The 15,213-nt window shown below is 43.1% G+C and carries 13 protein-coding genes; 4 read left to right on the plus strand and 9 right to left on the minus strand.

The window, feature by feature from the left end:
* Positions 1 to 1,002, plus strand: a complete 1,002-nt coding sequence (locus MN869_RS11415) for a cell division protein ZipA C-terminal FtsZ-binding domain-containing protein (protein ID WP_033134407.1) — start codon at positions 1 to 3, stop codon at positions 1,000 to 1,002.
* Positions 1,003 to 1,074: 72 nt separating this feature from the next.
* A complete protein-coding gene (ligA, locus tag MN869_RS11420) occupies positions 1,075 to 3,102 on the plus strand; it encodes an NAD-dependent DNA ligase LigA (RefSeq protein ID WP_005312571.1) in 2,028 nt (675 codons plus the stop codon).
* 70 nt (positions 3,103 to 3,172) lie between these two features.
* Here ligA and MN869_RS11425 read toward each other — a convergent pair whose 3' ends face one another.
* Positions 3,173 to 4,228 (minus strand): aldehyde reductase, encoded by a 1,056-nt coding sequence (locus MN869_RS11425; RefSeq protein WP_033134408.1) that lies wholly within the window; start codon positions 4,226 to 4,228, stop codon positions 3,173 to 3,175.
* A gap of 353 nt (positions 4,229 to 4,581) precedes the next feature.
* Here MN869_RS11425 and bfr point away from each other — a divergent pair, with 353 nt between their 5' ends.
* Positions 4,582 to 5,046 carry a bacterioferritin gene (bfr, locus tag MN869_RS11430; RefSeq protein WP_033134409.1) on the plus strand — a complete coding sequence of 155 codons (465 nt, stop codon included), beginning with the start codon at positions 4,582 to 4,584 and terminating at the stop codon, positions 5,044 to 5,046.
* A 102-nt stretch (positions 5,047 to 5,148) separates the two neighbouring features.
* On the opposite strand, the gene MN869_RS11435 is transcribed toward bfr, so the two are convergent.
* The 7 genes from MN869_RS11435 to benA form a co-directional block, all read right to left on the minus strand.
* Positions 5,149 to 6,417: an OprD family outer membrane porin gene (locus MN869_RS11435; RefSeq protein ID WP_033134410.1), complete on the minus strand. Its 1,269-nt coding sequence runs from the start codon at positions 6,415 to 6,417 to the stop codon at positions 5,149 to 5,151.
* Positions 6,418 to 6,462: 45 nt separating this feature from the next.
* Positions 6,463 to 7,821, minus strand: a complete 1,359-nt coding sequence (locus tag MN869_RS11440) for an aromatic acid/H+ symport family MFS transporter (protein ID WP_033134411.1) — start codon at positions 7,819 to 7,821, stop codon at positions 6,463 to 6,465.
* A 480-nt stretch (positions 7,822 to 8,301) separates the two neighbouring features.
* Positions 8,302 to 9,495: a benzoate/H(+) symporter BenE gene (benE, locus tag MN869_RS11445; protein ID WP_033134412.1), complete on the minus strand. Its 1,194-nt coding sequence runs from the start codon at positions 9,493 to 9,495 to the stop codon at positions 8,302 to 8,304.
* 56 nt (positions 9,496 to 9,551) lie between these two features.
* A complete protein-coding gene (gene benD / locus MN869_RS11450; RefSeq protein WP_033134413.1) occupies positions 9,552 to 10,337 on the minus strand; it encodes a benzoate diol dehydrogenase BenD in 786 nt (261 codons plus the stop codon).
* A 21-nt stretch (positions 10,338 to 10,358) separates the two neighbouring features.
* Entirely contained in the window at positions 10,359 to 11,375 is a 1,017-nt protein-coding gene (benC, locus tag MN869_RS11455; protein WP_033134414.1) for a benzoate 1,2-dioxygenase electron transfer component BenC, read from the minus strand.
* A gap of 73 nt (positions 11,376 to 11,448) precedes the next feature.
* Positions 11,449 to 11,949, minus strand: a complete 501-nt coding sequence (benB, locus tag MN869_RS11460) for a benzoate 1,2-dioxygenase small subunit (protein ID WP_033134415.1) — start codon at positions 11,947 to 11,949, stop codon at positions 11,449 to 11,451.
* Positions 11,946 to 13,328 (minus strand): benzoate 1,2-dioxygenase large subunit, encoded by a 1,383-nt coding sequence (gene benA / locus MN869_RS11465; RefSeq protein WP_005191113.1) that lies wholly within the window; start codon positions 13,326 to 13,328, stop codon positions 11,946 to 11,948. The genes benB and benA overlap by 4 nt, the downstream gene beginning before the upstream one ends.
* Before the next feature lie 249 nt (positions 13,329 to 13,577).
* Between benA and MN869_RS11470 the strand changes: the two genes are divergently transcribed.
* On the plus strand, positions 13,578 to 14,537 hold the full coding sequence (locus MN869_RS11470) for a LysR family transcriptional regulator (protein ID WP_005205529.1): 960 nt from the start codon (positions 13,578 to 13,580) through the stop codon (positions 14,535 to 14,537).
* A gap of 78 nt (positions 14,538 to 14,615) precedes the next feature.
* Here the strand turns inward: MN869_RS11470 and MN869_RS11475 are convergent, their stop codons facing one another.
* Complete coding sequence (locus tag MN869_RS11475) at positions 14,616 to 15,191, minus strand: peroxiredoxin (RefSeq protein WP_005312598.1); 576 nt, start codon at positions 15,189 to 15,191, stop codon at positions 14,616 to 14,618.
* Positions 15,192 to 15,213 lie beyond the last annotated feature (22 nt).

A 15,213-nucleotide genomic window follows, 5' to 3' on the forward strand; every position in this document is an offset into this window, starting at 1 on the left:
ATGGAAATGAATACAATAATAGGCATTGTTGCCGCCGTTGCGATTATGCTCGTTGGTTTAATCATGATTTTAAGAAAACCAAAACCAGTTGAGCCGTCATTAGAAGCAGAGTTACATATTAATCCTGAAAGTCAGCAACCTGTGATCCCACGTCACGTACGTGACCAGCTTTTACAAAATGAAGTAGTGACCACAACTGAGCGTGTTGAGCCAAGTTTAAATACTGAAGCAATTGTATCGGAGCATGTGGCAGAGCAAGCCGTTGATGCAACTAGTGTTGAAACCAAAACGACGGAAGTAGAAACTGCTAAAGCAGATGAGGCTGTTGAAGCTGTAGCAGAGCTGGAAGCGGCTCGAAAAGATGAGACAGTAGCAGCCGAAGCAGAAACAGCAATCGTCTCTGAAAATGTAGAAGCTACAGAGAAAGCAGAGGAAAGCAAAGCGGAAGCTGAGCTGAGCTTAAATCCAAATATTGAAACCGTCGCGATTGAAGAGTTTGATGGCGAAAGTAATATTCTGGATGTGCATTTACATGAACAGCAACGCTATGATGATGAAAGTGCTTTAGCAACTGCAGAGCAAATCATTGCCCTGAATGTTTATCCGAATCCACGCCGTGCCTTGTCAGGTGATAAAGCACTTAAAGTATTATTGAAATACGGTTTACGTTTCGGTGAAATGTCATGTTTCCATCGTTATGAAAATACCGATGAACCAAGTGCCTTGATGTTCTCAGTATTGCGTATGACGGATAATGGCCCAGCTGGTTTTGATCTGGAAACCTTATCTGGTGAGCAGGTGCAAGGTCTTGCATTCTTCTTGGCATTACCAAACAGCAAGGCGGTTACGGGTTATGACATGATGACCAGTATTGCGGGTTTAATTGCGCGTGAAGTCGATGGTAAGGTCTATGATGAAAATAATCTGGAATTTACGCCGCAGTTAAAAGAACATTGGCGTCATCACGTGATTGATTATCGTCCAAATCAAGCAACAGCTTAATGAATCTTTTATAATAAATTCAGTGAAAAGTTATAGGGCGGTTTTTCCGCCCTTTTATATGGTGAAATTTAAATGGAACACAACTCAGTCATTGAGCAAATGCGTCAGTTGATTCAACTGATTGCAAAACACAATCATGCTTACTATGTGATGGATCAACCCTCCATTTCTGATAGTGAATATGACCATTTATTTCATCAACTGAAAGCCTTAGAACAACAACATCCAGAATGTATTCAGGCGGATACACCGACCAATAAAGTCGGTGGTCAAGCGCTGTCAAAATTTGAAAGTGTGACTCATGCGGTGCCAATGCTGTCATTGGGCAATGTCTTTAATCAGGAAGATCTGTTTGCCTTTGCGCGCCGTATTGATGAACGTTTACCGAATCAAAAAGTCCAGTATGACGTTGAACTGAAACTCGATGGTTTAGCGATTTCACTGTGGTATGAAAATGGTGTCTTGGTTCGTGGTGTCACTCGTGGTGACGGTGAGACAGGCGAGGATATTACCCAGAATGTTAAAACCATTCGGAATTTGCCGAAAGTATTATCCAGTCAACATCAAGCGATTCCAGAGTTTCTGGAGGTTCGTGGTGAAGTATTGATGCCAAAGCAAGGCTTTGAAAAGCTCAATGCTGATCAGGAAGCCAAAGGTGACAAGACCTTTGCCAATCCGCGTAACGCTGCAGCAGGAAGCTTGCGTCAGCTTGATCCAAATATTGCAGCTTCACGTCCATTGGCGTTCTATGCTTATGGAATTGCGCAGTGTGTACCGAATCATGGTCTTGAAACCATGCATGACAGTTTGCACTGGTTAACCCGATTTGGTTTTGAAATTGCAGAACGTCAATTTCTGTGTGCTTCGATTGAAGAAGTACAACAACGTTATGAACAGATTCAGCAAGAACGCCCAGACCTCAAGGTTGAAATTGACGGTATGGTGATTAAGGTGGACAGCCTTAAACAGCAACAACAGCTCGGCTTTCTGAGTCGTGAACCGCGTTGGGCAACGGCCTATAAATTCCCAGCTCAGGCTGCACTCACCAAAGTTGAAAATATTGATTGGCAAGTGGGGCGTACAGGCACACTAACACCTGTCGCGCGTTTAGCACCCGTCTTTGTTGGTGGGGTAACCGTATCAAATGTGACCTTGCATAATATTGGTGAAATCCATCGTTTAGATGTGCGTGTTGGCGATACTGTGAGTGTCTACCGTACCGGTGATGTGATTCCAAAAGTTGAGAAAGTTTGGGCTGAGTTCCGACCTGCCGATGCGGAGATGGTTCATCTTCCGACCAATTGTCCAGTTTGTGATTCACCCGTGGTGATGCCAGAAGGTGAGGCCTTAGCACGTTGTTCAGGTGGCCTGTATTGTGCAGCACAACGGATCGAAGCCATTCGTCACTTTGTTTCACGTAAAGCGCTGGATATTGAGGGCTTGGGTGATCGTTGGGTCGAGTCACTTTTGCATCTCGACTTGCTCAAAGATGTGGCTGATATTTATCATTTACACGAGCATCGTGACACCTTATTGACCATCGAAAAAATGGGTGAGAAATCAGTTCAGAACTTGATTGATGCGATTGAAGCGAGCAAGAAAACCACTTTGGCGCGTTTTATCTATGCCTTGGGGATTCGTGGTGTTGGTGAAACCACAGCACGTATGTTGGCCAATACCTTCCAGACGCTTGAAGCGTTGAAAGCTGCGGATATTGAAGCCCTCAAGAAAACCCCTGATGTCGGTGATATTACTGCAGAATGGATTGCCGACTTTTTCCAAGCACCGCATAACATCGAAGTGTTGGATCGTTTGATGGCAGCAGGCATTCATTGGGATGCACCGACTGCACCAACGCGTCAGCCTTTGAATGGTGAGAGTTGGGTGGTCACAGGTACATTGGAAAGTATGGGGCGTGACGAAGCAACGCAGAAACTTCAAGCCTTGGGTGCGCGTGTCAGTGGTAGTGTGTCTAGTAAAACCAAATGTGTGGTTGCTGGTGAGAAAGCAGGTAGTAAGCTGGATAAAGCGCAAAAACTTGAAATTCGAGTGTTGAATGAGCAAGAGTTTTTAGAGTTTTTGCAGCAGTATGAAGTCTGATTCTCTATCTAAATTTTGAGTCAACACGAACTGATAAAAAAGGCGGCATTTATGCCGCCTTTTTCTGATATTAAATATATTTTTTCACAATGCCATCATCCAGCAATTGCTGGAAATGCTCACAGACACTCTCACGCACATCGCGATATTCAATGCCGAGTTCTTTGACGCTACGTTGCGCATTAAAATAGATTGGATAACCCATATTTAATTTTACAAACTCACGTGAATGACCGAGGATTGGCGCCACAAAAGCAAAAGCGGTCTTTGGCACAGTAAAGTGTGGCAATGGGAATTTATAACCAAACTTTTGTGTGAGTGCTTTGCCCATATCCAATAAGCTGAGTGTGCCACCACAAATAATATAACGGCCTTGTGCTTTTGGATTCAGTGCTGCCGCCACATGTGCATCCGCAACATCACGTACATCGACAATACCATTCCACATCGGCGGTACACCAAATAAGGTGGTGCCATTACCAAACTGTTGTAATACTTCAATACTACCTGACTGGCTCGCATCGGTGAGGGAAGGCCCCATCACTAAGGCGGGATTAATACAGACTAAATCCCAACGACTTTGTTGTTCAGCCATTTCCCATGCTTTGCGCTCAGCAGCAACTTTTGAATAAGGGTAGGGCTGATGGGTTTCACTACTGGTATTGTTCCAATGGCTCTCATCAAATTCATTATTGGCGGTATTTTGAATCTCAACTGCATCGCCATAGGTTGAAGCAATGCTTGATGTCAGCACCACACGTTTGACCGATTCAGTGCGATTGACACTGTCTAATACGTTTTCTGTGCCTTTCACCGCAGGCTCAATAATGTCTTTGACTGCATCTTTATAATTGGTCACCACAAATGGAGATGCGGTATGAATCACGATTTCACAATCTTGCATTGCATCATCAAATGAACGCGGTTCAAGCAAATCTGCTTTAAAAAATTCAATCTTCCCAGAAGATTGATCTGCCAGATTATATAAATGCTGAATCTTATTTTTCTTTGATGGGTCACGCACTGTAGCATGAACCGTATAGCCTTGATTCAACAGACGTTCAATAATCCAGCCTGCAATATAACCCGTCGCGCCAGTGACCAAAATTGGTTTGCTTTTATCCATTGTGGTTTCCACATTATGTTTTTGTGATTGCTGTTATTTACCGAATTTTGCTTAAACAAACAACAGCTGAGCAGTCATTTTTTATGCTTTTTTGATCAAAACATCGGCGAAATAAGAAGCATTGCTAATCGTTACAAAAAATCAAACAAATGATTTTCAATGGAATTATCTCTTTTTAAAGTGATAAATGATATGCAAGGGCTTATTTTATTTAGATAAATTGGGCTAATTAGAACTGTAAATGCGTATGTTTCTCATTTTAATTTTATAAAAATCATAAACTTACACACTTTTATTTTTGCAATTCTATTGTAACTTGGCCATAATATTGTCATTCGATAGGAGTAAGTATTATGCGTGGCAATCCCGAAGTCATCGACTATTTAAATATGCTCATTGGCGGTGAATTGGCTGCTCGTGATCAATATTTAATTCATTCAAGAATGTACGAAGATTGGGGCCTGAGCAAAATCTACGAGCGTATTGACCATGAAATGCAAGAAGAAGCATCTCATGCGGATTCAATCATTCGTCGTGTGTTGTTCTTAGGTGCTCAACCGAACATGAATCGTGAAGATATTAATGTCGGCAACGATGTTGTTAGTTGCTTAAAAGCGGATTTGGCACTTGAATATCATGTACGTGAAAAACTTGCGACAGGTATCAAACTGTGTGAAGAAAAAGGCGACTTTATCAGCCGTGATATGTTGCGTCAGCAACTTTCTGACACAGAAGAAGATCATACCTATTGGTTAGAAAAGCAATTACGTTTAATTGAATTGATTGGTTTGCAGAACTATATTCAATCACAAATTTAATCGATTAGATTGAAATTGTGATGCATAAAAAGAGAACTTCAAATGGAGTTCTCTTTTTATTTTAGGGGGGATAAATTGTTTACTCTACTGTCAGACTAAGACTTAGAATTTTTTACTATAGTTCACGAATAAACGATCTTCGCCAAAGTCATTGCCATGTTTCACATCATAGTCAATGCGAATGTACTGTAGTGCAAAACCTTTGAGATAAGGCTGCTGAAAAGTATAGTTCACAATAATATTGGACTCGGTTTCATGATTTTTGTCACCATTGGCTGCCTTAAAATCATGACCATAGACATATTTCACCATCGCATTTAGCCCAGGCACATAGTCCTTAAAATCATAGCCATAGATCAGGTGATAAGACTTTTCATTTTTTTTGAAGAAGCCTGTGGCATTCCAGTTGATAAAATAGGTTTCAGGCAGGAAACCATCAGGTAACGGATAGGCAGACTCTCCGATAATCTGTTGATAGCCCAAACCAAAAGACTGATTATTCACTTTCAGCATTTCCAAGATTCCAATATTTTGCGCATCAATATCAAAGTTGCTACCGTCATTTTTGGCATTGAAATATTTAAACTTAGAATTCAGCGTGAAGTTGGCTTGTTTCCATGTATGGTCTAGCCCAAGGTAGTGTTTATTGTAGAGGTCTTCTAAATTACCAAAGTAGTATTCGGCCTTCAGCGATGGCGTGAGTTGATAACGCAGATCCAGATAATTCAAACCATCAGAATATTCAGTTTTGCCATTGGCAGTAAAAGAAAATTTCTTAAAATCTTCTTCATTACGCGGTGACACTTTGGTCACTCGGCCTATTTCGGCATAGAGCTGATCAGAAAGCTGTGACTTTAAATTAGTCCCCCAATATGATGCCAACAACTGGCGACTGGCATCCACCGCCGTCACAGGAAGATCCAGCCAGAGTTCACCGACACTGAGCAGTGTTTTGTCGTAACCCAGTTTGAGGGTCGCGCCATATTTTAAATAGTCAGATGCTTGTGATTGGGTTTGGGGATCAAAGGGCAACACCGTATCCGCCACATGCTTGTCTTTGCTTAAACGTACTGCATATTGCACCGAAGCATCCGCCCCGATGGTGATTGCTTTGTCTGCGATTTGTAGGGGAGTATCCTGCATATTTGATTTGTAGAATAAAGACGCTGCCTGTGACCAGCTACCGGTATCTTTCAGGCTTGGATTGTCATAGTCACGATTAATATAGGCATTTTTAAGTGTGAATTTCCATTGATCTTGAGTTGGCTGAGCTGTCTCCGCAGCCAAAGCAACCGAGCTAGACCAGCTACCCATTGCCAATAGGGTTGCAACCGTTAAACGCGTAGGGGAAAAGCGCTGTAATAATTTCATAGTCCATATCCGAAGTCAGTGCGCCAGTCCTCGGCGCACATGGTTTTATTGCTGAGTCAGTGAAGATTGTGGGTTAAAGCTCGTCGCAGGTTGAGCCGCTACCGAGACTTTTAAATTCACCAAGAAGATGGCGAGAGCCGCAATAATGCCGGGAATCGCGATGGCGAGAAAATTCATTTGATGAGGCAATTCAAAGGTCAGCAGAGCACCAGTTAGGACAGGGCCGATGATGGCACCGATTCGGCCAATACCCGAAGCCCATCCCATCCCAGTTGAACGTACTGCGGTTGGGTAGAATTGCGCCACAAAGGTATAGAGCAGAATCTGTGAGCCAATCGTAGCTGCGCCTGCGATTGCAATCAGGCTGTATAAAATAAATTGTGGGCTATTAAAACCAAGTAAGATCAGGGCAGCCGCGCCGATCACAAACATGCTGGTAATCACGGGTTTTAAGTGGAATTTATCCGCTAATGCACCACCGCCAATCGCGCCAACCATACCTCCAATATTCAGTGCAAACAGGAACAGCATACTGGCACCTAAAGAATAACCCGCCTGTAACATCAGTTTTGGTAACCAACTACCTAATGCATAGACCATCAACAGACACATAAAGAAGGCTACCCAAAACATAAAGGTGCTGAAACTACGACCTTGTTGGAATAGGGCGCGAACGGGCGCATCAGTCGTGGTAGTTTCATTTAGAACCAGTTCAGAATGATTGCTTAATTCAGTTTCGGGTGCGATTTTACTGACAATCATTTTGGCTTGATCGTGATGATTCGATTTCACTAAGAAAGCCAGTGATTCAGGCAGAAATTTCCAGATCACAGGCAACAGTAACAGCGGAATGCCCGCAATTAAAAACATGATCTGCCAACCCATATCTTTGACTAACCATGCACCCAGTAAGGCAGAACTCATCCCGCCTATGGCATAGCCACTAAACATCAGTGCGACTAAGGTACTGCGGATTTTTTTCGGCGCATATTCAGTCATCAGAGCCACGACATTCGGCATTACACCACCAATGCCAAGCCCTGCGATAAATCGTAAAATGGCAAATTCAGTGGGGCTTTTCGCAAAAGCACCCAAGAAGGTAAAGCCACTAAATAAAGTGACACAGATCATAATGGTTTTTTTACGCCCCAGTTTGTCTGAAAGCGTGCCAAAAATCATGGCACCAAACATCATCCCGAACAAAGCTGCGCTGGCAAGCAATCCCGCTTGCACTGCAGTCAGTGACCATTGCTGCATCAACAAGGGTAGAGCTACCCCGTAAATCACCAGATCATAACCGTCAAAAATAATAATGATGAGACACCAGATTAATACTTTCCAGTGGAATGCCGTAAAACGGGCTTTATCAATAATGTCATTAATATTGACCTTATGTGTATCCATTGCTTCACCTCCAATTTGTGAAGTACCGAGTTATTTTTTATTAAGCTATTTTGTTATTGGGTGAGAGTCAAAAACCTAATTGATATATCTTTATGTCTTTAAGGTATTGTGACTTTATTTGATTAATATATTGAAATTTATGAATTTATTGTTTTTGTTTTAATTTATTTTTAAATATGGGTGAAATATTAAATGGTGAGAATTTTAACTATTTTATGATGTTTAAATCTCATTTTTGCAATTGAAAAATCACTAAATAAACTTATAGCGTGATTAAAATAAGTCAGATTATTTTATTTTACCTATTGGTTAAAATAATAAAAATAATGATGAGCATTTAATTAAGTTGAATGAGGGGGAGACTTTAAAGTGAGATTTTTAAAATTGCCTTACTGAATTTTGATTGCTTAGCTTTAGTGGGCAAAGCAGTCTGTTATTCGAGAGTAAGGCGGAGAGTCGAGGGAGTTGTTCTCTTTTTTCTTATGCAGATTGTGTTGGCTTACGCTGGGTGAGAATGAAATGAGCAATCACCCCAATACAAATGCCCCAAAACACTGAGCTTAATCCTAAAAAATGCATCCCTGAAGCTGTGGCAAGAAAGGTAATCAGTGCGGCATCGCGCTGTTGGTCATTTTTCATAGCAACGGCAATATTGGTGGAAATTGCACCCAACAAAGCCAAGCCTGCTAACGCAGCAACCAATTCTTTCGGCAGTAAGCTAAACAGCATCACAATACTGCCCGCAAACAGCCCACCGAGAATATAGAAAATTCCATTGGCAATCCCTGCGATATAGCGTTTTTCTTTCAGTTCATGCGCATCTTTACCCATACATAATGCTGCTGTAATGGAAGCGAGTACAATGGTAATACCGCCAACACAAGCCACGGCTAAAGAGGCAATACTGGTTGCAGCAATAATTGGTTTGGCAGGCGTGTCATAGCCACTCAGTTTCATAATCGCCATACCCGGTAAAAATTGACCTGTTAGACTCACCAAAATCAAGGGCAGTGCCAGATTCAAGGTCGAACCCCATGTCCATTCAGGGCTGATCCATTGTGGAATGGCAAGGTTAAAACTGATTTCAACAGGATTCATTTTACCCAGAACCAAGCTCAAAAAAATTCCAGCAGCCAATACCCAAATCATGGTGTAGCGAGGCATCAGCCGTTTAGCGATCAGAAACACAATCAACATGCTAAACACAATCAGTGGCATGCTATCTGTGGCTGTAAACAGATTAATGCCAAATTGGAACAAGATGCCTGCCATCATACCTGCGGCAACATCTTGAGGAATCCATTTCAGTAGTTTGTCAAAACAGCCTGTAATCCCGATCAGAAAAATCACAATCGCAGAAGTGATATAAGCGGCGACTGCTTCATTTAGCGAAATATCAGGAAATAGCGTGACCAATAACGCCGTTCCTGGGGCAGACCACGCGGTAATGACGGGGGTTTTATATTTAATGGAGAGATAAATCCCTGCAACTGCCGCACCTATTGAAATGCCCCAAATCCATGACACCATCATCTCTGTTGAGACATGGGCACGTTGTGCCGCCTGAAAGAAAATAATCAGTGGCCCTGAATAGGAAATCAGCACCGCAAGAAAACCCGCAATCGTGGCCGAAATTGACCAATCTTGTTTTAATGTTTTGAATAAAGTTGTCATTGGGTGATGGCCTCCATGCACATCCTGTACTTTATCTGAAATGCAAAAGATCAGGGCTAACCCTGATCTCCACCTCCAACTGGGATGACGCTGCCTGTGATATAGGAGGCATCATCGGATGCAATAAAGACAATCGCTTTGACCTGTTCCTCAATACTGCCATAACGTCCCATGAAGGTGCGATCTATGGTTTGATCCACCACTTGTTGCATCCAGTCTTTTTCATTTTGACTGAGTGGGTTGCTATTACGCGGCACTTTACGTGGTGGGGCTTCGGTTCCGCCTGTGGCAATGGCATTGACGCGAATTCCATCTTTGGCATGTTCAAAGGCCAGCGATGCCGTCAGTGCATTAACGCCACCTTTGGCTGCAGAGTAGGGAATACGGTTAATTCCGCGAGTCGCAATCGATGAAACATTGACGATCACGCCTGCCTGTTGTTGAATCATTGCAGGCAAGACGGCTCGACAGCACCATAAAGTTGGAAACAAAGAGCGATTCACTTCCTTGATAATTTCCTGTTCAGAAAATTCCTGAAAAGGTTTCATCCAGATTGCACCACCGACATTGTTGATCAGCACATCAACTCGGCCAAACTGTTCAATGGTTTTGGCAACCATACTTTGCGCACCTGCAAAGCTTTCCAGATCGGCTTGAATGGTCATGGCATCAGCCCCTAAGGCTTTGACTTCGGCTAGTACCTCTTGCACATAATCGGAAAGATCAGCCAGAACCAGTTGCGCACCTTCTGCCGCCAGTCGTAGTGCAACACCACGACCAATGCCCTGAGCACTGCCTGTGACAATTACCACTTTATGCTTAAATCTTTGAGTTTGAGACATGGCTTGGTTTTCCTGTAGCTATTAATTCGCAGAGAACTTTTCGAACAGGAAATTGGCTGGTTTGATCTGTTCAGCATCTAACCAGCCACGAACGGCTTCGACCATCGGTACGGGGCCACACAGATAAACATCAACATCGCCACTGTTTAGCCATTCAGATTCGATATGTCCTGTGACATAGCCTTTACGTGCATGCTGACTGTCAGGATGTGCAACGACTGTTCGATATTCAAACCAAGGGAATTTCGCCTGTAATTCGGCTAATTTTTCCAAAGCCACCAGATCAAAATCGTTGGTCACGCCAAACACTAAACGTACAGGTTGGGTTGAACCTTTTTCTTCCAGTACCTGCAGCATGGACATAAAAGGAGCAATGCCTGTTCCACCTGCCAGCATCAGCACAGGACGAGTGACATTACGCAGATAGAAACTGCCGAATGGTCCGGTAAAGCTCATCTTGTCGCCTGCCTGCGCAGCCTTGCTTAAGAAATCGCTCATTTTGCCATTTGGAACATTACGCACAACAAAGCCAGTGAGGCGGTTGCCCGGCTTTGAGCTAAATGAATATGAACGGGTTTCGCCTGTTTCAGGAATAGCGACATTGACATACTGCCCTGCAAGGAAATGAATATCGGGTTGACCTTCATCCAGTTGAATATCAAAAGTGATGGTTGAGTCAGAAAGATTTTCGACCCGAGCCAATGTGCCTTGGAAAGAATGAATTTCGGTTTTACAGACATCTGATGACGCCTGAATTTGGAATACAGCATCTGAGCTTGGACGACATTGGCACGCCAAAATATAACCTTGCTCTGCTTCTTCTGGGGTAAGGGCATCTTCGATATAGCTTTCTTCTGGCATGTCATAACTGCCAGATTCGCAGAATGCACGGCAAGTACCACAGGCACCATCACGACAGTCCAACGGGATATTAATTTTTTGACGATAAGCTGCATCAGACAGGGTTTCGCCTTGAGTAACACTGATAAAACGTGTCACACCATCTTCAAATTGAAGTGCTACATTGTGGTTTGACATGAGACGTATCCTACAAAATAATTTAAATTTGGGGCCCCAACCAACAGTCCATTTGGCTGAGGTGACCTATTTTTTACAGGTGGTAGATATCAATCACTTGATTAATATAGTCATTTTTAAGCACCACATATTTGCTCAGGATTTTCGGTTCATCACCCGAACAATCAATCACATAACGTGACATGCCAAAGTAGCTATAGGTGGTTTTGTAGCGGAAGCTCAAGGTATTCCAGTTGAAGCGAACCGTGAGTTTATCGCCGTCGCGTTCAATCACTTCAATATTGGCAATATTGTGGCAAGTACGGGTATCAGGCATGGTGGCAGAAGAGCGTTCGGTTTTGATTCGGAACACACGATCTTCTAAACCTTGGCGATCTGGATAATAAATCAGGGAAATTTCAGACTGTGGATCTTCGGTGAGCTGATCATTGTCATCCCACGCTGGCATCCAAAAACTGGCTTCAGGCGCATAGCAACTCAGCCAATCATCCCATTGTTCATCATCTAAAAAGCGTGCTTCGCGATAGAGGAATTGGGCAATATTTTCCAAGCTGCTTTTATCTTGAATACTCATGCGTTTTCTCCTTGAGCAGCAATTTGCTTCTCAGCGACAATGGCGTGTTTCATGGTATGCAACCAGTACTGATGTTGTGCCAGATAGAGGCCTTCATCTTCGGTTTTAATTCCGCTTAACATCGGTTTAAGCCCAATTTCATTGGCTGCATCATCAGGGCCATAAATCCAGTGTTTTGAACCACGGCACATGTCATTCCATTCCAGCGCGATACCTGCATAACCAGCCTGACAAGCACGGAATTCTTCTAGGTCATCGGGTGTCGCCATACCAGAGGCATTGAAGAAGTCTTCGTATTGACGAATACGACGCGCACGTGCCTCTGGGGCTTCCCCTTTCGGTGCAATACAGTAAATCGTGACTTCAGTGCGATCGACTGAGATAGGACGTAACACCCGAATTTGTGAACCGAACTGATCCATTAAATAGACGTTTGGATAGAGACAGAGATTGCGCGAACGTTCGATCATCCATTTCGACATGGCTGCACCATATTTCTCGGTATATTCATCTGCTTTCGGGAAGTTTGGACGATCTTCTGGATTGGCCCATTGTGTCCATAGCAACATATGACCATTTTCAAAACCATAAGAACCACCACCTTGCTTGCCCCAAGACCCAGCGCTCATGGCACGAATATTATCGGCAGCTTGTGTTTCTTTGCGATGTTGTGTGGTTGCGGCATAGTTCCAGTGCACCGCTGAAACGTGATAACCATCAGCCCCATTTTCAGCCGTGAGTTTCCAGTTCCCTTCATAGGTATAAGAGGAGGTGCCGCGCAGAACTTCTAAACCATGCTCGGATTGATCAACAATCATGTCGATAATTTTGCTGGTTTCACCCAAAAATTCTTCAAGCGACGGTACATCTGGATTGAGGCTGCCAAACAAGAAACCTTTGTAGTTCTCAAACCGTGCGACTTTTTTCAGATCATGCGAACCGTCTTGGTTAAAGCAATCTGAATAACCTGCTTCACTTGGGTCTTTAACTTTGAGGAGTTTGCCTGAGTTGTTAAAGGTCCAACCATGGAAAGGGCAAGTGTAAGTGGCTTTGTTACCGCGTTTATGACGACAAAGTTGGGCACCACGATGTGAACAAGCATTGATCATGGCATTCAGCTCGCCGTTACGGTTGCGCGCGATGATGACTGGTTGACGACCAATATGTGTGGTGTAGAAATCGTTGTTATTGGGGATTTGGCTTTCGTGCGCAAGATACACCCAATTGCCTTCGAAAATGTATTTCATTTCGAGATCAAATAGGGCTTGATCGGTAAATACTGAGCGATGCAGTTTAAATTCACCCGTGTCGATATTATCGACCAGTAATTCATCAATGCGGTCAAGATGGCTGGTATTGATTACAGGAATACGTGGCATGTCCGTTCTCCGACTTTCCAAAACTGTGGAAGTCATCGAGTTGCGCTAAAAGCGTCTCGATATCCTAATAAGTTGAATGTGGCGAGTGTTGTGGCTTGAACCGATAAGGATGAATGTGGGCAGCTGGAATCTAGCGGAAGCGATTCATAACTTCATCGGTTTATCTCTTGTCTATACCTTAAAAGAATGAGTAAACTCTGTCTAAGACCGAATTTATATTTTTATATATCTTAAAGGTATGGAAACCTCATGGAATTACGTCATTTACGGTATTTTGTTGCAGTTGTTGAAGAACAGAGCTTCACCAAGGCCGCAGAAAAACTATTTATTGCTCAACCCCCTTTGAGTCGACAGATTCAAAACTTGGAAAGTGAGTTGGGTATTCAACTGTTTGAGCGGGGTAGTCGACCTCTACAAACCACACCTGCGGGACATTTCTTTTATCAGCACGCGATTAAACTTTTGTCTAATGCTGAAGAAATTAAAAGTATGGCAAAACGGATTGGGCTGATTGAACGCAGTGTCACCATCGGTTTTGTCGGGTCGCTGCTTTATGGTCTTTTGCCACGGATCATCTATTTATTCAGACAACAGCAGCCACATCTCAATATTCAACTGGTTGAAATGAGCACCACAGAACAACTGCAAGCTTTAAAGGAAGGACGCATTGATGTGGGCTTTGGACGCTTGAGGATTAGTGATCCTGCGGTCAGACGGATTTTATTGCGGAAGGAGCGATTGGTTGTGGCGGCGCATACCAGTCATCCCATTGCACAGCGGACGGAAGGGGTTTATCTGGCAGATCTAATTGATGAAAAGATGTTTATGTATCCCACTTCGCCGAAGCCTAATTTTTCGACGCAGCTTTTGAATATCTTTGCCGAGCATAGCCTCGTGCCAAAAAATATGCATGAAGTACGGGAAATTCAACTGGCCTTAGGGTTGGTAGCCGCAGGTGAAGGCTTGTGTGTGATTCCTGCCAGTGCCGATACCATTCGCTTTCCTCATTTGAACTATATTCCGATTTTAGACAATGGCGCCGTCAGCCCAATTTTTCTGACTGCACGGGCAATGGATCGCAGTGAAGACCTACAGCTGTTATTTGATTGTGTTTATCAGGTCTATGATCTGGAAGGTATTCCGTATCAACGTACCGTGTTTACACTGGATCAGAACCCGATTGATGATTCCAATGGCATTGATTATTAAACATGTATAAAAATGCCTAGACTTCAAACAGCTAGGCAGATGATCACTCGATAACTTGACTCAGAATCTTCAAAGCGATTATTTGCTTTGTAAGGTTTTTAAATCTTTCAACACTTGATCGGCATGAGTTTGAGTATTCACGCTGGTGTAGTGATACATCACCGCGCCTTGAGGATTAATCAAAAAACTCTCACGTTTGGCAATTTTAGTAATACCCAAGTTTCGTACGATGCCAAATTTAGTGGCTAGTTCACCCTGATCATCTGCAAGAATTGGGAACGGTAGGCCAAGTTTTTCTGAGAATTTTTGATGTGATGCAACATCATCCAGACTGACACCCAGTACCACAGCATTTGATTTGGTAAATTGTGGATACAGTGATTTAAATTGATTAGCTTCTTGGGTACAGCCTGCAGTGTTGTCTTTAGGATAGAAATAAAGTACCACCCATTTGCCTTTATATTGATTTAAGGTATGCCATTTGCCAGTTTGATCTTGCAGTTTAAAGTCTGGTGCAGATTGCCCAACCCATTCTTTTTGAGCGGTATCTTGCTTTGAAAATAAGGTACTTTGTGCGCTACTAAGTGTTGGTGAGCTGAGTAAAAAAAGTGAACTACATAAAACGAGAACTTTGGACTTTATCGTATTCATCATGTTGATCTCAAAGTGTAATAGC

It is taken from the genome of Acinetobacter sp. NIPH1876 (genome assembly GCF_022808535.1).
Lineage (GTDB): Bacteria > Pseudomonadota > Gammaproteobacteria > Pseudomonadales > Moraxellaceae > Acinetobacter > Acinetobacter higginsii.

What these genes read in the sequence shown, in the direction of transcription:
- MN869_RS11415 (WP_033134407.1), top strand. Translation starts at nt 1, where the DNA reads ATGGAAATGAATACAATAATAGGCATTGTTGCCGCCGTTGCGATTATG.
- ligA (WP_005312571.1), top strand. Translation starts at nt 1,075, where the DNA reads ATGGAACACAACTCAGTCATTGAGCAAATGCGTCAGTTGATTCAACTG.
- MN869_RS11425 (WP_033134408.1), bottom strand. Translation starts at nt 4,228, where the DNA reads ATGGATAAAAGCAAACCAATTTTGGTCACTGGCGCGACGGGTTATATT.
- bfr (WP_033134409.1), top strand. Translation starts at nt 4,582, where the DNA reads ATGCGTGGCAATCCCGAAGTCATCGACTATTTAAATATGCTCATTGGC.
- MN869_RS11435 (WP_033134410.1), bottom strand. Translation starts at nt 6,417, where the DNA reads ATGAAATTATTACAGCGCTTTTCCCCTACGCGTTTAACGGTTGCAACC.
- MN869_RS11440 (WP_033134411.1), bottom strand. Translation starts at nt 7,821, where the DNA reads ATGGATACACATAAGGTCAATATTAATGACATTATTGATAAAGCCCGT.
- benE (WP_033134412.1), bottom strand. Translation starts at nt 9,495, where the DNA reads ATGACAACTTTATTCAAAACATTAAAACAAGATTGGTCAATTTCGGCC.
- benD (WP_033134413.1), bottom strand. Translation starts at nt 10,337, where the DNA reads ATGTCTCAAACTCAAAGATTTAAGCATAAAGTGGTAATTGTCACAGGC.
- benC (WP_033134414.1), bottom strand. Translation starts at nt 11,375, where the DNA reads ATGTCAAACCACAATGTAGCACTTCAATTTGAAGATGGTGTGACACGT.
- benB (WP_033134415.1), bottom strand. Translation starts at nt 11,949, where the DNA reads ATGAGTATTCAAGATAAAAGCAGCTTGGAAAATATTGCCCAATTCCTC.
- benA (WP_005191113.1), bottom strand. Translation starts at nt 13,328, where the DNA reads ATGCCACGTATTCCTGTAATCAATACCAGCCATCTTGACCGCATTGAT.
- MN869_RS11470 (WP_005205529.1), top strand. Translation starts at nt 13,578, where the DNA reads ATGGAATTACGTCATTTACGGTATTTTGTTGCAGTTGTTGAAGAACAG.
- MN869_RS11475 (WP_005312598.1), bottom strand. Translation starts at nt 15,191, where the DNA reads ATGATGAATACGATAAAGTCCAAAGTTCTCGTTTTATGTAGTTCACTT.